The following is a 23,496-nucleotide window of genomic DNA, read 5'->3' on the forward strand; positions in this document are numbered from 1 at the left end:
GCGCATGGCGTAAGCCCGTTCTTGGTACTGGGTTTTTACCCAAATTTGATAAGGAATCAGATGTATGAGTGAACAACAAGGATTTAAATCTTTACGGGTATGGCAAGATGCAATGGATTTAGCTGTTGCCGTATTTAAAATGAGTGAGGAATTTCCGAAACAGGATTTCTATGGCATTAGTATGCAGATCCGACGCAGTTCCATATCGGTACCGTCCAATATTGCGGAAGGCTGGGGACGCAACCGGGATAAAGAATTTTACTATTTTCTGGACATCGCTCATGGCAGCCTTTGCGAATTGGAAACGCAGCTAGAACTGGCGAAACGTTGCTATAATATAGATATTGAAAAAGTACTATTACAATGTGAAGCCGTTCGCAAACAAATCCGTTCGCTGCGGAAAAAATTAAATGAAAAGGCATAGAGCTCGTTCTCTGTTTTTTTCGAGCCCTGCGCCCTGAGCCAAGAGCCATAAAAGGGGTATGCAAATGTATATAGAAACAAACGGCTTGGTAAAAACCTATAAGGGACGCAATGTGGTTGACGGGGTCAGCCTGCGGGTGGACCAGGGTCAGATTGTGGGCTTGCTGGGGCCGAACGGGGCCGGTAAGACAACCACCTTCTATATGATTGTCGGTCTGGAAGAGCCGAATGCCGGCAAAGTTATTATTGACGGCCAGGATGTGACGGCGTTTCCCATGTACCGGCGCTCCCGCTTCGGACTAAGCTATTTGCCGCAGGAAGCGTCAATCTTTCGCAAACTGACCGTGGAACAGAACCTCATGGCCATTCTGGAAACCACCAGTCTGGCCGCGGCGGGACGGAAGGAAAAGATGGAAAGCCTCCTGGAGGAGTTCCACGTCACCCATGTGCGTCGGCGCAAGGGGTCCGAGCTGTCCGGCGGCGAGCGGCGGCGGGTGGAAATAGCCCGTTCCCTGGCGACGGATCCGAAATTTATTTTGCTGGACGAGCCCTTTGCCGGCGTAGACCCCATCGCGGTGAACGATATTCAGGAAATCATCACCTATCTCCGGGAACGCGGCATCGGGATTTTAATTACCGACCACAATGTCCGGGAAACATTAAGCATTGTAGACAACGCCTATATTCTTAACGAAGGGCAAATTTTAATATCCGGCGACAGCGATACGATTTCCAACAGTGAAGTTGCCCGGAAATTTTACTTGGGAGACAACTTTACGTTATAATGATTGGAGAGAACCTGCTTAAAAAGATGCAGATGTGCTTTTTAAGCAGGCTCGGAGAAGCAGATATCAATTTGTGTCGAGCGGGGGGCTAAAGCGTAGACGCCCGGCACGCCGATCACATGAAATTGGGAGAATTGCATGCGCATATTAGATAAATATATTTTAAAAGAATTGTTTGGGCCGTTTTTCTGGGGCGTAGGGGCTTTTTCCAGCATTTTTATCGGCACAGGCACCCTCTTCCGGATTGCCCAGTATATCACTCAATATGGAGCATCGGTTACCGAAGTCTTGAAACTGTTTATCTACAGCCTGCCCGGCATTGTCGTTGTAACCTTTCCCATGTCCATGTTATTGGCGGCGCTCCTGGCCTTTGGACGGTTATCGAGCACCAGTGAAATTACGGCAATGAAATCCGGCGGGATCAGTTTCTACCGCCTGGCGGCTCCGGTTATCGCAGCAGCCTTTTTAGTCAGTATTTTTGCGGTCGCTTTTCATGAATTCCTGGTTCCGGCCGCCAATGCGGCGTATAATTATACTGTGTACTATGAGATTCAAAAGAATGAACGTCCCAAGTCTCAGGAATACATTGTGATTAAAGACATTAGCCAAGGGGATATCCGGCGGCTGACCTTCGCACGCCGCTACGACGAAACGACAGGCAGCATGTATGGCGTTACCATTCAGGAATTTGAAAATGACAATCTGACCCGGGTGGAAAATGCGGAACGGGCGGTTTGGCAGCAGGACCGCTGGATCATGTACAACGGCGTTGTTCATGATTTAACGACCGGCGGCAGCGTTGCCCGCACCATGCATTTTGATGAACAGGTTATGCCGCTCGACAAAAAGCCGGCGAACATTTCCCTGGAACAAAAAAAACCGGAGGAAATGACGATTAAAGAATTGAAACAACAAATCAAGGCCCTGCGGCGGGAATATATGAATACCAGTGATTACGAAGTGGAACTGCAGCAGCGTCTTTCCATTCCCATGGCCAGCATGGTCTTTGCTCTCATCGGCACGCCACTAGGCCTGTCGCCGCACCGTTCCAGTTCCTCCATCGGCTTTGGACTTAGTATTATCGTGATCTTTATTTACTATTCCATTATGACCTTTACCACGGCGCTCGGACAGGGCGGCGCCATCCCGGCCGTCTGGGCCGCCTGGATTCCCAACATCATCGCCCTGATTGCAGGCGGTCTCCTGGTCCGCAGAGCGGCAAGATAAGAAAAGACGGCGCAAGGCTCTTGAATTGAATCTCGCTATTTTCTGCACTGAAGCTGGGGTATATTCTTTCCCATGTGCCAAGAGCCCTGCGCTCTGAGCCCGGAAAATGAAAGGAGGGATACCAATGTATGGTTTGGCTTTGATTGCGGTCCTGGTAGTCATGGGCGGAGCCATCGCTTATATCGGCGATAAGCTCGGCACCAAAGTGGGCAAGCGGAAACTGACGATTTTCGGCCTGCGTCCCAAGCATACATCGATTGTGGTAACCGTCATCACCGGCATTTTAATTGCCGCCTCAACCCTTGGTATCCTGACGCTTACCTCCCAGAATGTGCGGACCGCTTTGTTCGGGATGGAAGCGCTGCGGGCGCAGCTGGATACGCTGTCGCAGGAAGTAAGGGCCAAGAGTGTTGAATTGGAAACCAACCGGGCGGAGTTGGCGGCTAAAACCAAGGAGTATTCCGCTTTGACGGCTAAGATCAAAGATACGGCGGCCAAGCTGGCGGAAATTACCGGTGAACTGACGGAGGTAACAGCCGAACGGGACCGGACCGCTGCGGCCTTGGCCACGGTACAGAACGATTATGCACTGGCCAAGGGGGACCTGACTAAAGCGCAAAGTGAGATTCAGGCGCTGCAAAAGACAAAAACAGAACTGGATACGCGGGTCAACGACCTGAACCAGGCGAAGACCACCCTGCAGAGTGATGTGGACCGCTTGAATGATTTAACGGGTAAATTGAAAAACGGCATTCAGTTTGTCCGGGAAGGAACCGTTGTCTTCCGGGCCGGTGAGGTGCTGATGACCGGTGTTCTGCCGGGCGGCAAGCCGCGGGCGGAAACGGAAAAGGCGCTGGCCGGGTTGGTTTATCAGGCGAACCGGATCATTGCGGACAAATTGGAAGTAAAAGATAAAAAACTGGAAGTGTTATGGATCGCCCGGTCAGACTTTGACCAGGTTGTAACGGCGCTGAGTTCCGCTTCGGAGGATGTGGTTGTACGGATTTCTTCCAGCGGCAATACTATTTACGGGGAGCCGGTTATCGGCCGGATCGACCTGTTTCCGAATCGCCTGGTGTATAAAGAAGGCGCTGTAGTCTATTCGGAAACAGTCGATGTAGGCTATGACGGGAAACAGGCGGAAGAAGCCGTGATTCAGTTTTTGCAGAAAGTCAATGCTTCTGCGGTCAAACAAGGCATTTTACCGGATCCGCTCAAGGGAACGGTGGGAGTCATGTCCGGCGCTGAACTCTTCGATACCGTAAACCGGGTACGCCGCATCGGCGGCCAGGTCGTACTGACCGCTGTTACCCAGAATAATGTTTATACCATCGGCCCGTTAAAAGTCGATATCCGCGTGAAGAGCAGCTTATAGCTGCTCTTTTTTTTTATAACATGTTGATGAAATGCCGGGCCGCCGATGATAAATACCGGTTTCGCATCCAGGTGATGGCGATTGGCTTGATTGATAACTGTGGTTCGATGATTTTTTTAAAAACCAGATTGCTGCCGGGCATAAGACAGGCAGCCGATTCGTGGACAATCGCTACGCCAAGTCCGGTATTGGCCCATAACAACATAGACCGGATATCCTCATGCCGGCAAATAATTCTCGGGGTAAAGCCGCGTTCCCGGAAATATCCTAACAAGATTTCTTCGTAGGCGCCATATATGATTAAGGGTTTGTCGGCAAGGCCGGCCAAAGAGATATGATCATCCGGTGTCAAATCAAAGCCTGGTCCGAAGGCCGCCGTAATGGATTCGCCGGGCAGCGGCACCGTCTCATAGAGAGCTGAATCGGCAGGTGACAGGGTAATAGCAATTTCGATGACGCCATTATGCAAAAACTCTTCGATTTTAGCCGGACTGCCTTCCCGTAAATGAAAGTTAATATTGGGATACCGTTCATGAAATTGCCGGATCCGTTCCATCAATAGAGTCATGCCTAAGGTTGCACTCCACACCGTCATGATGCCAATAGTCAGCGTTCCTTTATTTCCTTTTACCAAATCATTAATTTCTTTTTCCGTCTGCGCAACCAGTGACAAAATTTGCTCCGCCCGGTTTTGCAGCAAATGTCCCGCTTCCGTTAATTTTATTTTCCGGCTGCCGCCGCGTTTAAACAGAGATATCCCCAGTTCATTCTCCAATAGTTTTAATTGCTTGCTAAGCGGGGGCTGGGCCATATGAAGACGTTCGGCAGCCTTGGTAATTTGCCTCTCTTCAGCAACCGTCAGGAAATATTGAAGCCGTTTGATGTCCATAAACCAGAACTCCTTTGCTAATCATTATAATAAATTGGATATAATGATTAGAGCTTTTTGGTATTTTTTATATAATTTATCTTTTGTTATAATTATAACAAACCTGCTGAGAGGGAAAAGAAGCGCATGGTTAATTCCAATAATAAAATAAATAGCCTGATAGATAAAAGGAGGAAAATAAAATGAGAAAATCCATTTTTACAATATTTATGACATCTCTGTTGATTTTGGCGGCGGCTGCCCCTTGTTTTGCGTCGGTGGAACCGGCCAGTACTGCGAATATGCTGAATGAAAAGCCGGTTGTCCTTGACCGGCAATATCCGGAATTGGGGTTTGCGACACATTCCTGGCTGACTGGTACCGACAAAGATCTAGTGGCCCATACACAAACCATTGAGCTGAATACGGGACGGGTAATTGCCCAAATAGACAATCCGTGCGACTATCCGGCGCGATATGGCGGGCAAACAGGCCAAAAAGAACCAAGATAGCAGTAATTCCTAAAAAAGCAGGTTGGCAAAAATAACAGGATGTTTCAGCAATTATTGCTGAGACATCCTGTTACTTTTTTTATACGAGATCTTAGTCCAATGCCACCTCCTTCACGCGCCCCGTGCCCTGAGCCAAGCGCCTTCTTTTTCCCAGTATCTACATACTATCATAAGCAGGAATCTCACTCCTTTTAACGAATCTATAGTAATGTCAAAATGATTATGTAAAGTATATAATTTTTTTGACACGACGTGACTAATCAGTCAATCAATATTATACCGATATTTACCACGGTGTAAGTAGAAGGAGATTGATAAGCATCGTCGAATTATGTAAACTATAAACCTGCAAAAAGCGGCAGGGATATCAAAGAGAATTTGACTGGCAGGGATGAGCCTATGAGGAAACGTGGAAACTCATATCAGCCGTCCCCCTGGCGGATTGTCCGCGATACCGGTGGCAACACCCGCGAACAAAAATTTATTAAATTTTATGAGGGGGATTTTCTGTGAAAAAGAGACTTCTGAAAGTGGCTGTTACGACTGCATTAGCAGTAGCCTTCGCTGTACCGGCTTTCGCGAATCCGTTCTCCGATGTTCCTACCCATAGCTGGGCTTATGCCGCAGTAACCAAACTGGCTCAGGAAGGGATCGTTGACGGATATGGCGATGGCACATTCCGCGGCGATAAACCGATTACCCGTTATGAAATGGCTCAAATCGTAGCCAAGGCTATGACGAAAAATCTGAATCCGGAACAACAAGCTACCGTAGATCGGCTGTCCAAAGAGTATGCTACTGAATTGAACACCCTGGGTGTAAAAGTCGACGGTCTGCAAGATCAAATGGACAACATGGTGAAAATCTCCGGCGATGCCCGTATGCGTTACGGCGATTCGGAAAATACTTCGAACAAAGCTGATTTCCGGGCCCGCATTACTTTCGACGGCAAAATCAGCGACAACGTGCATTTCAATGCCCGTCTGACTTCCGGCAACGTGGATATGTTCTCGAACGACAGCAGCACAGGGGTAGCAGGCAGCCATAATGCAGCTATTGCTCTTGATACTGCCAACGTATCCTTCAAAGCTCTTGGCTTCGACAATACGGTAGGCCGTCAGGACGTTTACCTGGATAACGGTTTGATTGCCGATACGCAAATGACTGGTTTCGGTACTCAAATCGGCGACCTGAAAATGCTTGCTCTTAACAAAAACAGCGACCGTGTTTATGCCGGTGAATACAACACCAATATTGGCATTGCCAAATTGGGTCTGGATTACACCAAAGATGACACTGCCGGTACCACTCTCTACGGAGCCAACACTTCCTTTGGTCTGATTAAGAATGTAACGGCCAATGCTTCATACCTGAAAAATGACACCACCGGCGAAACCGGTAAAGTATACGGTGTGAAATTTGACAAACTGGGTCTGTCGGCCACTTACAGAGACCTTGCCGCTTCCACCTATACTCCTTGGTCAACCATGGCTTCCGACATTGACCCGATCGCTTCCGGCACGGCAATCAAAGGTATGGAATACCAATATGACAAAACCCTTGACAAAAATGTGGGTCTGACTGTGAAATACCAAAACTTTGACAACCTGCCGAAACACACTTCCGCTTACGTTAACGTGAAGTTCTAAGAAGATATCAAGCAATCCCTGAGAGGACGCCCATTGCGGTGTCCTCTTTCTTTTTTTCCCCGGAAGTGTTAAAATAAAACATAGCCGAGGAATCATTTTCCGGAATCGGAATAGAATATTCCTGTGGAGGTTAGCCCTATGGAAGACTTAGTGGTAGCCGTAGACCCGGGCCGGGCCAAATGCGGTGTGGCTGTCGTTCACCGGACGCAGGGAGCGCTGCGGCGGCAGGTGGTGGAGACGGCGGCCCTGGCAACCGCTGTGACCGCGTTGGCCCATGAATATGAGACCGTCACCGTGATCCTCGGAGACCGCACCTATTCGGCGGAAACAGCCCGGACCCTCGCCGGACTTACCGTGCAGGGCGAAGCGCTGCGGGTACGGCGTGTGGATGAACATCATACCAGTGAAATGGCCCGCTCCCGTTATTGGCGGGAAAATCCGCCCCGGGGCTGGAAACGGTTAATCCCAGTTACAATGCAGGTGCCGCCGGTGCCCATTGACGATTATGTGGCGGTGATCCTGGCGGAACGCTATTTTTGCTCCAATTCATGTTAACAAATCATAACAAACTTAAAAAAAACTTAAAAAAATTTCCCAAACAGGCAGGAATAATATTCTTAATATAGAATAATATACATAGTGAAGGTCGGGGACTAAACCTGACTGGACATTCCAACTGATCTTTCACTGAAGAGGACCAAGGGTGAGGAAAGGAGGTGCACTCTAGGTTACCCGGAGCGGTTCTTGAAGTAGGTGCTAAGATATGAGTTCTTTGACAAGGATATATAATTGAGGAAACAAGGACACTCAGTTTTTGTTCCTTGCCTAGGGGCTCATGATAAATCAAAAAACAAACCTAGGGAGGAAAACAAATGAAAAAAAGTTTAATTATCACTCTGGCATTGGTTTTCGTACTTGGCATCGCCGGTACTGCCTTTGCTGCCAATCCTTTCGTAGACGTTCCTGCGAAACACTGGGCTTATGGCGCAGTTGCCAAACTGGCTGCTGACGGCGTAATCGACGGTTACGGCGACGGCACGTTCCGTGGCGACAAAACCCTGACCCGTTATGAAATGGCTCAAATCGTAGCTAAAGCTATGGCTAACCAAGATAAAGCCAGCGCTCAGGACAAAGCTCTTATTGAGAAACTGTCCACAGAATTCTCGCAAGAACTTGACAACCTCGGCGTTCGCGTTTCCAACTTGGAAAACAAAGTTGACAACGTGAAATGGGGCGGCGAAGTCCGTCTGCGTTATGATAGCCGGAGCCAAGCCGGTTCTAGCACTACTGCAGGCGCTCATAGCACTGCTGGCGATTCTTATGTTGATATGTGGGCTACGGCTCAAATCAACCCGGACTGGGTTGGCAAGGTTGAATACGAAGCTAACAGATTTACCAATACTGGTGCAGTTGATGCTACTGATCCTGCTACCAGAATCTATGCTCAGGGCAAGGCCTTTGGTGGTACTCTGACTCTTGGTAAATTCAACCCCTTTGCTGCTTATGGTCTGATTATCGATGATAACATGACTGGTGCTCAATTCCAATTTGGTAATACTCTGAAAACCAGGATTGCTGTTGGTCGTTTGGCCGATTCTACCACTGCTTTGGGCTTCCCGCAATTTGGTAACTATGCTACCAACGCTGCAGCAGTTAACTATCCTAGCTACCGTGCTGTTGAATTTGATCTTGCAGCTTCTCCTGTTACCAATATTAAAGCTGCTTATCATCGTGTAGGCGGATATAGCGTTACTGGTGCTGCTCCCTATGACAAAACTGCTAACTACCTTGAAGCCGGTTTTGACACCAAGTTGGCTGATGACTGGAGCTTTATGGCTGATTATGCTAAATCCAACATTGACATTGCTAATCAAAGCAATAAAGGTTACTTCACTCAATTGCAATACAAAGCTGCCGATGTGAAAACCGTTGGTTCCTATGATATTTTTGCCAACTACCGTAAGATTCCTCTAAACTCTGAAATCGACTCCACTTGGGACTATGCTCGTGACATTAAGGGGGTTCAATTAGGCTTCGATTATGTGCCGATGCTGAACACCAAATTCCAGGCTTTCTACCTGAAAGGCAAGACTATTACCGACAATAACGACGCTAATGTCTTCCGTGCTCAGGTTGAATTCTTCTTCTAAACACAACAAGAAAAACCCGCTAACTTCAGTTAGCGGGTTTTTTGTTGCCTTGGTTCCTGTATTTCTTTACTTTATTATATTACCGGAGATATGGGTGGGCACGGTTAATGGGCGAGTTCGTGAATGCGGGATTGCTTCACTTCGTTCGCAATGATAAACTACGTAACGGTGTCATTATCAAGAAAAGCCCCCTTAAAAAGGGCATAAGAAAACAAAGCTAGGTTGAACTAGTAATTATTAATGAGATATTCGTTTTATTAATCCACGTTAGATGCTCTCAGATATGTGTACCCTTCTATTCGCGGCATAGTCGTAGTCATATAGAGTTCCATTTTTCAACATAGCGTAAATAGTTACCAGCAACTTACGTGATACAGCGATGGTGGCCTTCTTGGTTCCTAACCGTGGTTTTCTACTCCAGAACCACGAATTGAGTTGGTTTTTTCTCGTTCTTGAAATGACCCATGCACATTGACAAAGTAATCTTTTTATATAGGGATTTCCTGGCATGACCCGCGTTTGTTTTTTTTACCTGCACTTTCGCAGTTGCGCGGTGACAAACCAGCCCAGGAAGCAAGATGCTCTGACGATGCAAACTTTGACATGTCAACACCAATTTCCGCTAGCAATCCAAGGGCTGTAACATCGCTAATTCCGGGAATCGACGTGAGTTGGTTAAGTTGTTTCTGATATGGTTCAATCAACTGGCAGGTATCTTTCAATAAGTTCTTTAGAAGTTCATCTAAAGAATCTAAATGCCGTAAATGGTGAGCCAAAAGATTACGTTGCTCTTTGCTAAGTGTACCGTTTACCGCCAGAGCTATTTCCTCCGGAGAATGTTTAGTCGTTCCTTTAATGAGGCTAACTATCTGTGGCAAGCTAATCTGACCATGTTTAACGAGGTGTTTTAAAATATTACGCCCCGTCACTCCAAGGATATCACTTAACACGGTAGACAATTTAAAACCTCTTGATTGCAAAAAACGCTCAATTCGATTCACTAAAGCGGCTCTGTCATCACTTAGGTTTTTGTATGTTCGTGTATATTCACGAAAGGTACGGAAGAACTTATCAGGAACAAAACTAGCTTTTAAAAGACCATGTCTGAGTAAATCGGCAATCCATTGGGAGTCTTTAATATCCGTCTTTCGTCCAGGCATATTTTTCATATATCTGGCATTGACAAGATAAATTTGGATTCCATACTCTTCTAGAACTTCGTAAATGGGTTGCCAATACACACCGGTACTTTCCATTGCCACGTGAGTGCAAGCATTGTCGCTAAGCCATCGAACGAGATTCATAAGATCATTACGCAGGGTAGAAAATTTACGTAGTTCGCTTTCTGGTTCTTCGTGAACATCGCCTTTGAGTATGCAGGCTTGGACAGTGTCTTTATGAACATCAAGACCGCAGCAACAAGAATAAAGAGTTTCCATAAACATCACATCCTACTTGAATATTGGAAGAGAACAATTGGGACTGACCGAAATCTTTATGAAGATTATCAACCGCAGTAAAACTGGCAATTGTCTGTACTCAAGGTCAGTCCTAGTTACGTTGCGAAACGAGGTTTAAACCATCAGAATGACAACAACCTATTTGTTCTCTATTCCAATTATCCCCAAGTTGCTGGCTTTTCAGTTCTGTCTATGAAATCTTTTCATGTTCGTTGCGAACGTAACGAAGTGGAGTGCGGCAATCTTGAGCTTTTTGATTTAATATGAACCGCAATAAAGACAGAATTATACTTTTCTTGTTGATGAATGATCCCGTTTCCCGTAGAATAAAATAAGGCTATAACGAGACAGAGAATGAGGGGAACCGATGCAAAGCATAGAATTGGTTAAAGAATTAAGAGAATTGAGAAAATCGCTGCTGTTGCGTCAGTGCGCCGCTTTTATCGAATGCCTGCGGCCCAGGCAATGGAGCAAGAACGGCCTGGTATTTGCCGCTCTGCTCTTTTCCATTGCCCAGGTTTCATTGGTGCAGTGGCTGGATGCCGCCATGGCATTTCTTCTTTTTTGTTTGGTTTCCGGCGGCGTATACGTCATCAATGACTATATCGATCGGGAAAAGGACCGGCTGCACCCGGACAAGGCGAAACGGCCCATCGCTTCGGGACGGCTGCATCCGCGCGCCGGGTTGGGCGGCGGAATTCTTATTTTGCTGATAGCAATCGGGCTATCCTTCTACAAGGATACCGCTTTTGGCGGGATCGTGCTGCTCTATTTTATGAGTAGTCTGGCCTATTCCGTATGGCTTAAACATTTAATCATTATTGATGTCATGACCATTGCCGGAGGTTTTGTCCTGCGGGCGGTAGCCGGCGGGATTGTGATTGACCGTCTCGTTACAGCTTGGTTTGCCTTGTGTACGTTGCTGCTGGCGCTCTTTTTGGCCATTGGCAAACGGCGGCAGGAAGTATTCCTGCTGGCGGACAGCCGCGGCGGCCATCGTCAGGTTTTACAGGATTACTCTATAGAATTTCTCGATCAACTCAATGGCATTGTGACAACCGCCGTCATTATGAGCTATGCTTTGTATACCATTTCCGGCGGCAAACCGGTTGAACTTATGGGTACGGTCCCGTTTGTTATTTACGGCATGTTCCGTTATCTTTATCTGGTGCATAGCCGGAATCAGGGCGGGGCGCCGGAAAAAGTACTGTTCGAAGACCGGCCGCTGCTGGCCGCCGTTCTCCTCTGGGCGGTCAGTGTAGCGGGAATTCAATATATATGGGGCTAATTTAGCATTAAAATAGTTGACGAAATTTAGGGCAACCAGATTGACCAACTAGTCAAACTTGTTGTAAAATTAGAATAGAATTTGAAGGTTTAGAGTCATGGAGCGAAGGCAGCAGAACTGGACTGTTGGTGAATGGACGAGGCTCCGCTGAGGAGGAACAATTCTTGGGTTTTCTGGTTATTGGGATCGTTATTTTTTCCCTCTTTTTTACGGCCTGGATTTTTCCCTGGGTACAAACCGTACTGCTTTATGTGATACCATCTGTTGTCGAAAAAGATCCGGGCGGTGTTTTGGCCCGCCTCAGTATGCTGGTGATCTTGCTGTTGATTCTGAAAATTTATCCCCGCTTGAAGTTGCCGGGGATGAAGTTCGGAAAACCCAGCAAAAAGCGTCTGTATGTTTTCCTCTATGGAATGGGGATCGGCTCGGTTACCGTCGTCTCCTATTACATAATCAGAATCCTCTTGGGACAGGGGACAATGGAATGGCAGTGGCTATTCGGCGGAAACTTCTTGCGGACATTGGTCTGGTATTTGCTGGGCGCCGTGGCGATTGGCCTTCTGGAGGAATCGTTCTTTCGCGGTGTGGTTTATAATGCCTTTCGCTACGACCGGCGGACCAAACAATTTGCTGCCGTGCTGGCCAGCGCTTTTTTCGGCAGCATGCACTGGGTGGATTTTGACTGGCTGCTGCGCTGGGGGGAAGGACGGGAAAGCCTGTTTCTGACACTGGCCCGGATGCAGTACCTGAATGCCTATCACCTGGGTTTGTTTGCGCTAATTTCCGCGTTGGGTCTTTTGCTTATTTATATTTACAATCAGGCCGACAGTCTCTATGCGTCCGTCGGGTTTCACGCCGGGCTGGTGTTTGTGTCCCGGATCTGTCATAAAATTGCCGTGGCGGCGCCGGGCCATTCGATGAAAATTTTAGCCGTTTCTCCCGAAAATGCTCCTTATCTCCTGTTGGCGATGGCGATAGCCGCCATTTTGATTCATCGTTATAAGTTGACCTTTGCAGGCAGGATTTCCCATAAGTTTTAAGCAACGACGATATTACATAAAAATAATTTGGAGGTATTTACAATGAAGAAACATATTGTTGCCGGTATTCTGATCCTTTGTTTGGTTTCGATTGCCGCCGTCCCGGTGACCCAGGCATTTGGGCTGGGCGATATTTTGAAAGTTGGCGGTATAGGCATACTGGTTGATAAGTTTGCCGGCCCGCTCAATAGTTTTGTCAATACCTTAACCATGAACCATAACGCCGGCTCCGATTACGCCACCAAAGTAGTGCCGATTTTATCCATCGGCAGCGGCGGCTATATTGGCGCGGCCCAGGTTTCGGGGCCGCAGGACCAGGTTGACCGGGTAGCAGCCGTCTTCCAGATTGAAGGGAACTTCGGCGGCGATCAATTCCGGGTCAAAGCGCTGGTGCCCAGTGACAGCAAAAATCCGCTCAAACTTTCCCGCGTTCAGGGTGTAGGCGTTTCCGCCGTGATTGATGTCCGGATTTAAAAACGGGAAATCAATCCTGCCTGCTTGGTCAGGCAGGATATTTCTCTTTAAACAGCGAATATAGCCGAAATAAGATGTACTAAAATAAGGAGGATTTTTATGTTGCGTAAACTTCTGGCAGGCATGCTGCTGAGTTTGTTTTTATTTTCGTCGGTAGCGTCGGCCGCAGTCCCTCAGGACATGACGGCCATTGATAAATTAAGTGCTGTGGAGAAAATCATCTATGGCACCGAACAGACCGGTTCATTGGTCGACCGTGTCGGCAAACTGGAAAAAGATGTGTATGGTACGGCAAGCAGTGATGCGCTGTTAACCAAAATTGACAAACTCTATTCCTACATAAGTGATAACTCCGCTGCGGCACCGTCTTTACTGCTGAAACTGAACGGCATCGAATGGAGTATCACCCATACAGTCACGGCGGATCCGGTTATGCTCCGGCTGGGCAACCTGGAAAGGTCCCTGGATGGGTCCGAGCAAAAAGGCAGTGTGGAAGACCGACTGACCAAGCTGATGAGCCTTGCCTATGCTGCAGGACAAATGGATGTTTCTTCAACGACCATAAATAAGGATTCGCTGATTAAAGTTCAAATGGTGACACCCCTCGATTCCCGTACCAGCCGGGTGGGGGATCCGGTTGTTTTCCAGGCTGCCGAGGATGTATACGTAAACGGCATTCTGGTGATTGCCAAGGGAGCGCAAGGGACAGGCGCCATCACCAAAGTGGAACACGCCCAGAATTTTGGCCGCGATGCGGTGCTTACAATATCCTACGATACAATCAAGGCTATTGACGGTACAGATCTGAATACGTTTATGGGGGAAAAGGCCAAGGAACAAACCAAGTCGATGGTTACGGCTGCCGGAGCCTCCGTCGCCGGGATGGCAATCCTGGGTCCCATCGGCATCGTTGGCGGTGCCTTCGTTCACGGCAAGGAAATCACCATTCCGGCCGGGACGCAGTTATATATCCAGATGAAGGCGGATACTACCGTGTTCGGAATGAAAGGACAATAAGAATAAGAAGTAGTACGAAAAGCTGCGTTACGCAGCTTTTCTACATTTTCCCGTGAAGCCAGGGGCAGGAAAATGGCCGTATACGTAGAATAAATAAAAAAATTAGGGTAAAACTAGATTTGCTATATTTTTCCACTTTCATTTACGATCCGTATAGCGAAATTTCTGCAGATAGGGGTAAATCCAATGCATTTTCATAAACAGATTGCAGTCGGTTTGGTTGGCTTTTTGACGGCGCTTTCTCTTTCGGCTCCCATTGCCGCCGCCGCCGCCAGTCAGCAGAAGACGGCGGCGCCAACAGCAGCAGCGCCGAAAGCGCCGGTTGCCGTTGATGCGAATGAACTGTCCTATGATGAATCCAACGGTGATTTTTTTGCCCAGGGCAACGTAATTATCACCCAGAACGACGGCAAAATTACCACGGACCGGGCCGAGGGAAATACCCAGAAGTATGAGATATGGGTCAAAGACAAGGCGTATATGACGCAGCCGGGCTTGCAGCTTACCGGCAGTGCCCTAAAGTACAATTATCATGCCAAAACGGGTACGGTTGGGGAAGCAACGGGCTGGGTGGAGAAAGAAAGGGTCTACGGCAACCATATTGAAATCTATCCCGATAAGGATATTATCAAAAACGGCTGGATTACCCGCTGTCCGGCGAAGGTTCCGGATTATCATATCAGCGCCGAACGGATTGAAATTTGGCCCGGCGACCATTATATCGCCTATAACGCCAAGTTCTGGTTCAAAAAGGTGGAACTGTTCTCCATGGCCAAATACCGGGGATCCCTGAAGAAAGGTGCCCAGAGTGATTTTCCGAAAATTGGACAGAGTTCAAGCGACGGCTTTTATATTGGACAACGGGTAGAGTATCCGTTAACGGAGAAGCTGTCCGCTTTTGCCAATATCAACTACTATACGAAACACGGATTTAAGCCGGACTATGGCCTGGCCGACAGGGAACAGGGCTATACGGTCCGTCTGGTGCAGGGAGATTACGAAGACAGTGACGATAACTGGATTAGGAAGGAACCGGAACTGCAATTCGACTTGGACAGCAGGCGGATTGGCAAATTACCGTTGCAATATTCTTTCACCGCCAGTTACGGCAAATGGAACGATGATATCAAGTCCAGCTGGCACCAGGATTACAAGCTTTATTTTACCCGTGATCCGATCAATTTCAGTAAATCCCTGCATTTGTATCTGGGGTCCGGTTTCGAGAATGTACGGGAAAGTTATGATGGATCGTCCAATAATATTTTTCTGCTTGACAGTATGTTGAGCAAAGACTGGTCAAACCGCTTTAACACTTGGATCGCCTATCATAACCGCAGCAATACCACTGCGCTGTTTGCGTATGAAAGTGCCGACCGGAACCGGGAACTGGACAGCGGGTTTACCTACCGGATTGACCGGATGGATGCCCTGAGTGTCAGCAGGACCTATAATCTGGAGACGAATCAGGTAACGGACCTGGACTACACCTGGCACCGCAATCTGCATTGCTGGCAGCTGGATCTTATGTATAGGGCCAAACGGCATCAAATACACTGGGATATCAGCGTTGCCCAATGGTGATTTGATTTTGAGGAGGTTATCGTTTTGTTAGTTAAGAGTTTACTCAATGACCATATTCAGACCATCCGGCAGTTCGATGAGGAACTGCTGGATGCCATTTCCCGTTTTGCCGACCGGTGCCGCTCTGCGCTTAATGGCGGCGGCACCGTTTTCTTTATGGGCAACGGCGGCAGTGCTGCCGATTCGCAGCATCTGGCGGCGGAACTGGTGGGACGTTTTCAGCGGGAACGCAAAGGACTCCCGTCCGTCGCGCTAACCACGGACACGTCCATTTTGACGTCGGTGGGCAACGATTACGGTTTTGACAGGGTGTTTGCCCGGCAAGTAGAGGCGCTGGTCAAAGCGGGCGATGTCGTTGTCGGCTTTTCCACGTCCGGCAACAGTGCGAATGTAATCGCCGCTTTTAAAATGGCTAAAGAACAGGGAGCTTTTACGGTAGGCATGACCGGACGCAAAGGCGGCGCGATGCGGGAACTTTGCGACTTGTGTCTTTGCGTGCCGTCCGATACTACAGCCCGCATTCAGGAGGCTCATATTACGATTGGCCATATTGTTTGCGAATTAATTGAAGAGGTGTAACCGATGTTTCAACGAATGGAACAAGTCCATTCTTTTTTGTCTACAGGGGCGAAAAATGTCGCCATTGCCGTGATTGGTGACGTGATGCTTGATAAATACTATTACGGCGAAGTGAAACGCATTTCGCCGGAAGCGCCCGTGCCGGTGACGAGGGTTACCGGCGAGAGGCAAACCCTCGGCGGCGCGGCCAATGTAGCGGCGAATCTGGCCCGGTTGGGCTGCCGTGTCTGGATGGGCGGCATCAGCGGCGACGATACAAACCGTCAGGCGGTCTGTGAATTATTGGCGTCCGCCGGAATCGACTATAGCGGTTTGATTATAACGGACCGGCATACCATTGCCAAATTACGGATTGTTGGCGCGCATCAGCAAATGCTGCGCCTGGACTTTGAAGAGCCGGGACCGTTGAAAGTAGAAGAACAAACCAAGCTGCAGGCTTGGTTCGAGAATTTGCTGCGGCAAAAGATTAACGGCGTCATTTTGTCCGACTATGCCAAAGGCGTATGCACACCGGATTTTTGCCAATACGTCATTAGCCGCTGCCAACAGGCCGGCATTCCGGTTCTGGTTGATCCGAAGGGGGCCGACTGGCTGAAATACCGCGGCGCCGGCTTTATTACTCCCAATGTCAAAGAACTGGGAGAAGCGTTTAACCGCTCTTTAAAAAACGAGGATGCCGTAATCCGGCAGTATGCGCACGAAGCCCGTGCGGCCTTTGACATACCCAATCTGGTAGTGACCCGTTCCGAGCGGGGGCTTAGCGTAGTGAACGGTGGCATGGAAGTGCATATTCCCACCCAGGCGCGGGAGGTTTACGATGTTTCCGGTGCCGGCGACACGGTGGCCGCCGTATTCCTGGCTGCTTTTGCGGCCGGAGTGGGGATGGGTGACGCCGCTCTCTTGGCTAACTTAGCCGCCGGCGTGGTGGTCAGCAAAGTCGGGACCTATGCCATTACCGCCGAGGAACTGAAACAAGCCGTGCAGTCCCAATACGCCGCCACGGTTACGGAAGGCAAGATTCTTGCCTGGCCGGAACTGGAGCAAAGTATTGATCAATGGCGGGCCGCCGGCGATACCCTCGTTTTCACCAACGGCTGTTTTGACCTTTTACATATGGGCCATGTAACCTATTTGCAGAAAGCCAGAAAACTGGGCGACAAATTAATTCTCGGTCTCAATACCGATGCGTCGGTAGCCGGGTTGAAAGGTCCCAGCCGGCCGATTGTGGCGGAAATGGACCGGGCCCAGGTTATGGCGGCGCTGGAATGTGTGGATGCGGTAATACTATTTGATGAAGAGACTCCTTTGGAATTAATCCGGCGGGTGAAGCCGGATATCCTGGTCAAGGGCGGCGACTACAAGCCGGAAGAAGTGGTTGGCCGGGAGTTTGCCGGGAAAGTGGAAATTATCGATTTTGAACCCGGCCGTTCGACAACCGGACTGATTCAAAGGATTCTTGCGACCTATAAGGAGGCGACAATATGATTATTGTAACCGGCGGAGCCGGCTTTATCGGCAGCAACCTGGTCAAAGGACTGAATGACCAGGGGTATGATAACATTCTGATTGTGGATAATCTCACCAATGCGGAAAAATGCAAAAACATGGTGGGACTTAAATTTAAAGATTACGTTGATAAAATGGACTTTGCCAATGCCGTGCAAAACGGCAAGTATGGCCGGGAACCCATCGAAGCGGTATTCCATCAGGGCGCTTGTTCCGATACCATGGAGTATAACGGCAAGTACATGATGGCCAATAACTATGAGTACAGCAAAATGCTATTTGACTTGTGCATCGGCCGCAAGATTCAGTACATTTATGCATCCTCCGCTTCCACGTACGGCGGCGGCAAAAAGGGTTTCACCGAAGGCCCGGCTTCGGAAGATGCGCTCAATGTGTATGCCTTTTCCAAACTCGCTTTTGACCGCTATGTCCAGCGGCATTTGCCGCTGCTGTCCAGCCAGGTGGTGGGACTGAAATATTTTAATGTCTATGGCCCGCAGGAAAACCATAAGGGACGGATGGCCTCCATTGCCTATCAGCTGTATCGCCAGCTGCAGGAGTCGGGCGTAATGAAACTCTTCGGCGCGACGGACGGCTATGGCGCTGGCGAGCAGAAACGGGATTTTGTCTATGTCAAGGATGTCGTAAAGGTCAACCTGTTCTTTTGGGAACATCCCGAAATCAGCGGCATTTTCAATTGCGGCACCGGTACGGCCAACTCCTTTAACGCCGTGGCCCGGGCGCTGCAGAAAGTGGCCGGTAAAGGCGAGATTGAATACGTACCATTCCCGGACGTGCTGAAGGGAAAATACCAGAGCTTTACCCAGGCGGATACGGACAAACTGCTGGCCGCCGGCTATCAGGGAGGATTTATGCCGCTGGAAGAAGCGGTGGCCGATTATTACAGATATCTTGAAAATAGTGACGGGTATATTCGATGAAACCAGCCGTCTTTTTTGACCGGGACGGAGTGCTCAACCAGGATATTGGTTACTTGTACCGTCCGGAAGACTTTGTCTGGACGGATGGAGCCAGGGAAGCAATCCGGCTGTGCAATGAACGGGGTTACTACGTTTTTGTCGTGACCAACCAAAGCGGTGTGGCGCGGGGCTACTACGAAGAAAGGGATGTCATCGCCTTGCACAACTGGATGCAAGGCGAACTGGCGGCTGATGGTGCTCACATTGATGCGTTTTATCATTGTCCGCATCATCCCGAAGGGAAAGTACCTCAGTACAAGGCCGCCTGCACCTGCCGCAAACCCGCTCCCGGCCTGATTTTACAAGCGGCCCGTGACTGGCCGGTAGATCTGGCCCACTCCTTTATTATCGGCGACAACCCCGGCGATGTCGAAGCCGGCCGCGCCGCTGGCATCAAAGGCTATCTGTTTGCCGGCAAAAATCTATATACCTTTGTGCAAACAATTTTAAACCAGCCCGAAGAATAGACTGAATGAGATTGCTTCACTCCGTTCGCAATGACAGAAGTAGGAGGTCCTATGCCTGACCGGGAATACAACAACATTTTAATTATCAAACTGAGCTCCCTGGGCGACATCATTCATGCCTTGCCTTGTGCGGCCGCCTTGCGGGAACGGTTTCCCCGGGCCAAAATCAGCTGGATTACGGAACCGCCGTTCGCCGGTTTCTTACCGGGACAGCCGGTGCTCGATGAAATATTGATTTTCGACAAGCCCCGTTTGCGTGCCAACGGATTAGGCGGTAAACTTTCCCATTTGCAAGAGCTGGGGCGGGAACTGAAAGCCAGAAAGTTCGATTTGGTACTGGACCTGCAGGGGCTGTTTAAAAGCGCTCTGGTCGCCTGGCTGACCGGCTGTCCGGAGCGGCTGGGCTATTGCGAAATGCGGGAACTCAGCGGACTCGTCAGCCGGGCCGTCTGTGGCGAATACCGCCAGGCCCACGTTATTGACCGGTATTTGGACGTCATCCGCCATCTCGGCGGCAAGATAGAGAAGGTGTCCTTTCCGTTACCTGCTTTAGAAACAGAAAAAAGAGAAATGGATCAAATGCTGCAGGAACTGGGAATCGCCCCGGAAGAACGGCCGGTCGTACTGGCGCCGGGCACCAGTTGGCCGACCAAGTGCTGGCCGGTTGAATACTACGGGGAACTGGCGGCCCGGTTAACCGGGCAGGGCTATAAAGTGCTGGTTGTGGGCAGTAAAGCCGAAAGCCCTCTGGCAGCCGGCATTATAGCCGCTTCTCCCCAGCATACCTATGACCTGACCGGACGGACAAACCTGCGCCAACTGATTGCGCTGTTTCAGCGGATCGCCCTCTTTGTCAGCGGGGATACGGGTCCCTTACACCTGGCAGTGGCGGCCGGAGCCAAGATCATTGCCCTCTATGGTCCGACCAATCCCGACCGGACTGGTCCCTATGGTTCAAACAGCATTGTGCTCCGGGCCGGGGAACCCTGCGCTCCCTGCTTTAAAAAGCAATGCACTACCTTGGATTGTATGAAGTCAATTTCAGCGGCGAAAGTTTTTGCAGAATGTATGGCGGTTTTGAAGCCCACTTCATAACTAAATGGCGGTGTTATTTTGACTGTAGAACTGAAAAACGCGAGGAAAATACTCGTAACCTTTTTAATGCATCTGGGGGATTTAGTGCTGACAACCCCGTTCCTTCATGCCTTGCGCCAAGCCGCGCCGGCAGCGGAAATCACCATGCTGGTGGACCGCAAACTGGTTGATGTTGTCCGGCATAATCCTCATTTGAATCAGGTTATTACCATTGATAAAAAGGGCGCCGATGACAATCTGGCGTCCTTGTGGCGTTTCTCCCGCCGGCTGGCGGCGGAACGATATGATGTATTGATCAACCTGCATCCTAACGAGCGCTGTTCTTTTATCGGCGCTTTTTGCGGCGCAGCCTATAAAGCCGGCGCTACGAAGGGAATCTTCCGGCCCTGGTTTGACAGGCCGCTTACACTGAACCGCAAGCTTCACGCGGCCGATATGTATTTGGATGTATTGACCCAACTGGGGGTGACGCCGCTCGTCCACGCCGGACTGGAGATGGTAACCGGCGCGGAGGATGACGCGGCAGCGGCGGACTTTTACCGGCAAGCCGGCCTGGAGCCGGATGATACACTAATCGGGTTCAATATTGGCAGCGCCGTGGAGACGAAACGCTGGCCCATGGAAAACTTTGCCCTGCTGGCCGATCAGTTGGCGGCGGAAAAGTATAAACTGGTGTTTTTTGGCGGCCCGATGGATGAAGAATTCGTTGCCGCGGCGCAAGCGAAGATGAAGCTTGCCCAACCGTTAATCGCTACCGGAAAATTTACGATGGGACAACTGGCTGCCGCCATCCGGCGCTGCCGGGTCTTTATTACCAATGACAGCGGGCCCATGCACGTAGCCATTACCCAGCATGTGCCGGTGGTTGCGCTTTATGGACCGTCTCATCCGGAACTATACGGTCCCTATACGGAGCTGGCGACTGTAGTCAGGGCCATTCCCCCTTGCCGGGGCTGCGCCGGCGGTATGAAGCATACCTGTCCGACCATGCACTGCATGAAGAATATCACTGTGGAGCAAGTATATGAGGCGGCGAAAAAGTATCTGGACGGGGGAAGCGCCATATGAGCCGGTTGGCAGTGCTGATTCTTACCTATAATGAGGAACATCATATTGCCGGCTGTATCCAGTCCGCCTCCTTCGCCGATGAAATTGTAGTCGTGGATTCCGGCAGTAGCGACCGGACGGTGGCGCTGGCGGAGGCACATGAGGCCAAAGTCGTGCAGCATCCCATGACCGAAGGATTTGCCGCCCAGCGGAATTTTGCCCTGACCTGTACTGATGCGGACTGGGTGCTGTACCTGGACGCGGATGAGCGCATTACCCCGGAACTGGCGGCAGAGATCCAAAAAGCCGTTTCCTCGGGCGCTGCTGCCTGCTATAGCATCAAGCGCTATAGCATTGCCTTTGGGCAAAAAATGAAGTACGGGGTATGCCGTCCGGATACGGTTGTGCGGTTGTTTCCCCTCGACGCGGCTGAGTGGGAGGGAATGGTGCATGAGGGAATTAAAAGTAACCTGCCCCGCAGGCAGTTGCCTTCTTATATGGAGCATTATACATACACTTCCTGGGACCGTTACTTTCAAAAATTTAATCAGTATACCACGCTATGGGCGGAAGCATCCTACAAAAAAGGTAAGCGGTGTACGCAGGCCTCTATTATTGGTCATGCCGCCGGCAGCTTTCTGCAAATGGGCATTCTCAAGCGCGGCTTTTTCGACGGATTTTATGGGTTTGTTTTATGCTGTTTTCATTTTTCGTATACTTTGGCCAAGTATATAAAACTATATGAATTGCAGAAACGAGGTGCGAAGAGCCGTGCGGATTGCAATCCTTGAATCAATTCTTATGCCGGCGGGACATGAGGTGGAGTTTGACCGGATTATCGTGGAAGAACTGCAAAAACTCGGCCACCAGGTCTGTTTTTTCGTGCCGGAGAATTTTCATTTTAAATATAATTACAATGTGCCGGTTACAGAACTGGCCGGAGGCGAGGCTGTAAGCTACGCCGGTGCCAATGCGATGAAAAAGATATTTTTGTCACTCCGGCGCGAGTACCGGCGCCGCCAATGGTTTAATGACGCCTATGAGAGAGCGGTGCGGGGGGAATGTGAGGCCATCATTGTTCCGACTGCGACCTACCGCTACTTGCGTACAGCTTGCAACTGCAGGCTGAAAAAAAGCCCGGTTCCGGTGCTGTTTGTTATTCATGGGGTGAATCCCAAAGAAAAAGAGCGGTTTTTGGAGCAGGCCAAACAGTTAATTCCGTTTCCCAATATGAAGATGGTGGTTTTAACCCTGGGAGAGGGTCTATTTGGTCAATCATTGCCGAATGTTCACTGTATTGTTCCGCCCGTATTTACACCGCGTGACTTAGGGATCGAACCGGAGTTTACCGTTCACTCGCCTTTAAAGCTGGGCTTTTTTGGACAATACCGGCGGGAAAAAAATGTTCGTTTTTTTCTGAATGCTTTTGGCAAAGCTTCCTTTTCCATACCGGTGGAACTTATAGTGCAAGGGGCAACCGCCCGCACGGAAGACGAAGAAGATTTTATCCGGCTGATGGAAGAATATCGCGATTGTCCCGGAACCCGGTTTATTCATAAAAGCCTGATTGGCAAAGAATGGCAACAAGCGCTGCTGGATGTGGATACCATCATGATGCCGTATGCGGCGGAACGGTACCGGTATCACTGGGGCGCCATGCTGTTTACGGCAATCGGGTTCTATAAACCCGTCCTGCAATCCCCGGAACTAAATCCGGAAGTGCTGGCACGGTATCCCTTAGGAGAAGCGCTGGATGTAAGTAGTGAAGAAACCTTCCGGCGTCAACTGGAAGACTTCGTCAACACATTTCCGGAAAAGGCGGAACAATACAGTACCGCCTTGATCGCGGCCAACCAGGAGTTTTCACCGGAAAAGTTCGCGCATAACTTGGTGGCTTTTGCTAATGCAAAGTGTTGAACCAAGCCATGCTTTGCATTTTCCAAAGGTATGTTGAGAAAGAATTGAGGAGAAAA

23 protein-coding genes are annotated in these 23,496 nt (G+C 49.5%); 21 read left to right on the top strand and 2 right to left on the bottom strand.

The window, feature by feature from the left end; all coding sequences use genetic code 11:
* The first annotated feature begins 64 nt into the window (after positions 1–64).
* The 4 genes from LUCIF_RS22605 to LUCIF_RS22620 all read left to right on the top strand — a co-directional run bounded on the left by LUCIF_RS22605 (position 65) and on the right by LUCIF_RS22620 (position 3,810).
* Positions 65–424: a four helix bundle protein gene (locus LUCIF_RS22605; RefSeq protein WP_122630084.1), complete on the top strand. Its 360-nt coding sequence runs from the start codon at positions 65–67 to the stop codon at positions 422–424.
* A gap of 64 nt (positions 425–488) precedes the next feature.
* On the top strand, positions 489–1,208 hold the full coding sequence (gene lptB, locus LUCIF_RS22610) for an LPS export ABC transporter ATP-binding protein (RefSeq protein WP_122630085.1): 720 nt from the start codon (positions 489–491) through the stop codon (positions 1,206–1,208).
* Positions 1,209–1,346: 138 nt separating this feature from the next.
* Positions 1,347–2,435 (top strand): LptF/LptG family permease, encoded by a 1,089-nt coding sequence (locus tag LUCIF_RS22615; protein WP_122630086.1) that lies wholly within the window; start codon positions 1,347–1,349, stop codon positions 2,433–2,435.
* A 124-nt stretch (positions 2,436–2,559) separates the two neighbouring features.
* Positions 2,560–3,810 carry a DUF3084 family protein gene (locus LUCIF_RS22620; RefSeq protein WP_122630087.1) on the top strand — a complete coding sequence of 417 codons (1,251 nt, stop codon included), beginning with the start codon at positions 2,560–2,562 and terminating at the stop codon, positions 3,808–3,810.
* A gap of 13 nt (positions 3,811–3,823) precedes the next feature.
* Here the strand turns inward: LUCIF_RS22620 and LUCIF_RS22625 are convergent, their stop codons facing one another.
* Positions 3,824–4,699 carry a LysR family transcriptional regulator gene (locus LUCIF_RS22625; protein WP_122630088.1) on the bottom strand — a complete coding sequence of 292 codons (876 nt, stop codon included), beginning with the start codon at positions 4,697–4,699 and terminating at the stop codon, positions 3,824–3,826.
* Between the two features lie 182 nt (positions 4,700–4,881).
* On the opposite strand from LUCIF_RS22625, the gene LUCIF_RS22630 reads away from it, so the two are divergent.
* From LUCIF_RS22630 to LUCIF_RS22645, 4 genes are all read left to right on the top strand, one after another.
* Entirely contained in the window at positions 4,882–5,190 is a 309-nt protein-coding gene (locus LUCIF_RS22630) for a hypothetical protein (protein ID WP_122630089.1), read from the top strand.
* 509 nt (positions 5,191–5,699) lie between these two features.
* Positions 5,700–6,839, top strand: coding sequence for an S-layer homology domain-containing protein (locus tag LUCIF_RS22635; RefSeq protein ID WP_122630090.1), 1,140 nt, complete (start codon positions 5,700–5,702; stop codon positions 6,837–6,839).
* 138 nt (positions 6,840–6,977) lie between these two features.
* Entirely contained in the window at positions 6,978–7,394 is a 417-nt protein-coding gene (locus tag LUCIF_RS22640; protein WP_122630091.1) for a RuvC family protein, read from the top strand.
* 317 nt (positions 7,395–7,711) lie between these two features.
* Entirely contained in the window at positions 7,712–8,989 is a 1,278-nt protein-coding gene (locus LUCIF_RS22645; protein WP_122630092.1) for an S-layer homology domain-containing protein, read from the top strand.
* A gap of 488 nt (positions 8,990–9,477) precedes the next feature.
* Here LUCIF_RS22645 and LUCIF_RS22650 read toward each other — a convergent pair whose 3' ends face one another.
* Complete coding sequence (locus LUCIF_RS22650) at positions 9,478–10,428, bottom strand: IS110 family RNA-guided transposase (protein WP_165866123.1); 951 nt, start codon at positions 10,426–10,428, stop codon at positions 9,478–9,480.
* Positions 10,429–10,816: 388 nt separating this feature from the next.
* On the opposite strand from LUCIF_RS22650, the gene LUCIF_RS22655 reads away from it, so the two are divergent.
* From LUCIF_RS22655 to LUCIF_RS22715, 13 genes are all read left to right on the top strand, one after another.
* Positions 10,817–11,737: a decaprenyl-phosphate phosphoribosyltransferase gene (locus tag LUCIF_RS22655; protein WP_122630094.1), complete on the top strand. Its 921-nt coding sequence runs from the start codon at positions 10,817–10,819 to the stop codon at positions 11,735–11,737.
* 164 nt (positions 11,738–11,901) lie between these two features.
* Positions 11,902–12,777 carry a CPBP family intramembrane glutamic endopeptidase gene (locus LUCIF_RS22660; RefSeq protein WP_122630095.1) on the top strand — a complete coding sequence of 292 codons (876 nt, stop codon included), beginning with the start codon at positions 11,902–11,904 and terminating at the stop codon, positions 12,775–12,777.
* A 42-nt stretch (positions 12,778–12,819) separates the two neighbouring features.
* Entirely contained in the window at positions 12,820–13,251 is a 432-nt protein-coding gene (locus tag LUCIF_RS22665) for a hypothetical protein (protein WP_122630096.1), read from the top strand.
* Positions 13,252–13,350: 99 nt separating this feature from the next.
* Positions 13,351–14,268, top strand: coding sequence for a hypothetical protein (locus tag LUCIF_RS22670; RefSeq protein WP_122630097.1), 918 nt, complete (start codon positions 13,351–13,353; stop codon positions 14,266–14,268).
* A gap of 186 nt (positions 14,269–14,454) precedes the next feature.
* Positions 14,455–15,849: an LptA/OstA family protein gene (locus tag LUCIF_RS22675; protein WP_122630098.1), complete on the top strand. Its 1,395-nt coding sequence runs from the start codon at positions 14,455–14,457 to the stop codon at positions 15,847–15,849.
* 24 nt (positions 15,850–15,873) lie between these two features.
* Positions 15,874–16,428, top strand: a complete 555-nt coding sequence (locus LUCIF_RS22680; RefSeq protein ID WP_207858327.1) for a D-sedoheptulose-7-phosphate isomerase — start codon at positions 15,874–15,876, stop codon at positions 16,426–16,428.
* A 3-nt stretch (positions 16,429–16,431) separates the two neighbouring features.
* The gene (rfaE1, locus tag LUCIF_RS22685) at positions 16,432–17,913 is read left to right on the top strand and encodes a D-glycero-beta-D-manno-heptose-7-phosphate kinase (protein ID WP_243638781.1); all 1,482 of its coding nucleotides are present in this window, start codon (positions 16,432–16,434) and stop codon (positions 17,911–17,913) included.
* The gene (gene rfaD, locus LUCIF_RS22690) at positions 17,910–18,875 is read left to right on the top strand and encodes an ADP-glyceromanno-heptose 6-epimerase (protein ID WP_122630100.1); all 966 of its coding nucleotides are present in this window, start codon (positions 17,910–17,912) and stop codon (positions 18,873–18,875) included. The genes rfaE1 and rfaD overlap by 4 nt, the downstream gene beginning before the upstream one ends.
* The gene (locus LUCIF_RS22695; RefSeq protein WP_122630101.1) at positions 18,872–19,381 is read left to right on the top strand and encodes a D-glycero-alpha-D-manno-heptose-1,7-bisphosphate 7-phosphatase; all 510 of its coding nucleotides are present in this window, start codon (positions 18,872–18,874) and stop codon (positions 19,379–19,381) included. The genes rfaD and LUCIF_RS22695 overlap by 4 nt, the downstream gene beginning before the upstream one ends.
* A 30-nt stretch (positions 19,382–19,411) precedes the next feature.
* Positions 19,412–20,476 (top strand): lipopolysaccharide heptosyltransferase II, encoded by a 1,065-nt coding sequence (waaF, locus tag LUCIF_RS22700; RefSeq protein ID WP_122630102.1) that lies wholly within the window; start codon positions 19,412–19,414, stop codon positions 20,474–20,476.
* 18 nt (positions 20,477–20,494) lie between these two features.
* On the top strand, positions 20,495–21,544 hold the full coding sequence (locus LUCIF_RS22705; protein ID WP_207858329.1) for a glycosyltransferase family 9 protein: 1,050 nt from the start codon (positions 20,495–20,497) through the stop codon (positions 21,542–21,544).
* Entirely contained in the window at positions 21,541–22,314 is a 774-nt protein-coding gene (locus LUCIF_RS22710) for a glycosyltransferase family 2 protein (protein ID WP_122630103.1), read from the top strand. The genes LUCIF_RS22705 and LUCIF_RS22710 overlap by 4 nt, the downstream gene beginning before the upstream one ends.
* A complete protein-coding gene (locus tag LUCIF_RS22715; protein WP_122630104.1) occupies positions 22,295–23,440 on the top strand; it encodes a glycosyltransferase family protein in 1,146 nt (381 codons plus the stop codon). The genes LUCIF_RS22710 and LUCIF_RS22715 overlap by 20 nt, the downstream gene beginning before the upstream one ends.
* Positions 23,441–23,496 lie beyond the last annotated feature (56 nt).

This window comes from Allolucifera butyrica (genome assembly GCF_900476375.1).
Classification (GTDB): Bacteria; Bacillota; Negativicutes; order Sporomusales; family UPPP01; genus Lucifera; species Lucifera butyrica.

Excerpts from the sequence above, each read along its gene's own strand:
- LUCIF_RS22670 (WP_122630097.1), top strand. The coding sequence starts at position 13,351 with ATGTTGCGTAAACTTCTGGCAGGCATGCTGCTGAGTTTGTTTTTATTT.
- LUCIF_RS22645 (WP_122630092.1), top strand. The coding sequence starts at position 7,712 with ATGAAAAAAAGTTTAATTATCACTCTGGCATTGGTTTTCGTACTTGGC.
- LUCIF_RS22655 (WP_122630094.1), top strand. The coding sequence starts at position 10,817 with ATGCAAAGCATAGAATTGGTTAAAGAATTAAGAGAATTGAGAAAATCG.
- LUCIF_RS22615 (WP_122630086.1), top strand. The coding sequence starts at position 1,347 with ATGCGCATATTAGATAAATATATTTTAAAAGAATTGTTTGGGCCGTTT.
- rfaD (WP_122630100.1), top strand. The coding sequence starts at position 17,910 with ATGATTATTGTAACCGGCGGAGCCGGCTTTATCGGCAGCAACCTGGTC.
- LUCIF_RS22665 (WP_122630096.1), top strand. The coding sequence starts at position 12,820 with ATGAAGAAACATATTGTTGCCGGTATTCTGATCCTTTGTTTGGTTTCG.
- LUCIF_RS22625 (WP_122630088.1), bottom strand. The coding sequence starts at position 4,699 with ATGGACATCAAACGGCTTCAATATTTCCTGACGGTTGCTGAAGAGAGG.
- waaF (WP_122630102.1), top strand. The coding sequence starts at position 19,412 with ATGACAGAAGTAGGAGGTCCTATGCCTGACCGGGAATACAACAACATT.
- LUCIF_RS22710 (WP_122630103.1), top strand. The coding sequence starts at position 21,541 with ATGAGCCGGTTGGCAGTGCTGATTCTTACCTATAATGAGGAACATCAT.
- LUCIF_RS22605 (WP_122630084.1), top strand. The coding sequence starts at position 65 with ATGAGTGAACAACAAGGATTTAAATCTTTACGGGTATGGCAAGATGCA.
- LUCIF_RS22630 (WP_122630089.1), top strand. The coding sequence starts at position 4,882 with ATGAGAAAATCCATTTTTACAATATTTATGACATCTCTGTTGATTTTG.
- LUCIF_RS22640 (WP_122630091.1), top strand. The coding sequence starts at position 6,978 with ATGGAAGACTTAGTGGTAGCCGTAGACCCGGGCCGGGCCAAATGCGGT.
- LUCIF_RS22650 (WP_165866123.1), bottom strand. The coding sequence starts at position 10,428 with ATGGAAACTCTTTATTCTTGTTGCTGCGGTCTTGATGTTCATAAAGAC.
- LUCIF_RS22695 (WP_122630101.1), top strand. The coding sequence starts at position 18,872 with ATGAAACCAGCCGTCTTTTTTGACCGGGACGGAGTGCTCAACCAGGAT.
- LUCIF_RS22675 (WP_122630098.1), top strand. The coding sequence starts at position 14,455 with ATGCATTTTCATAAACAGATTGCAGTCGGTTTGGTTGGCTTTTTGACG.
- LUCIF_RS22620 (WP_122630087.1), top strand. The coding sequence starts at position 2,560 with ATGTATGGTTTGGCTTTGATTGCGGTCCTGGTAGTCATGGGCGGAGCC.
- lptB (WP_122630085.1), top strand. The coding sequence starts at position 489 with ATGTATATAGAAACAAACGGCTTGGTAAAAACCTATAAGGGACGCAAT.
- rfaE1 (WP_243638781.1), top strand. The coding sequence starts at position 16,432 with ATGTTTCAACGAATGGAACAAGTCCATTCTTTTTTGTCTACAGGGGCG.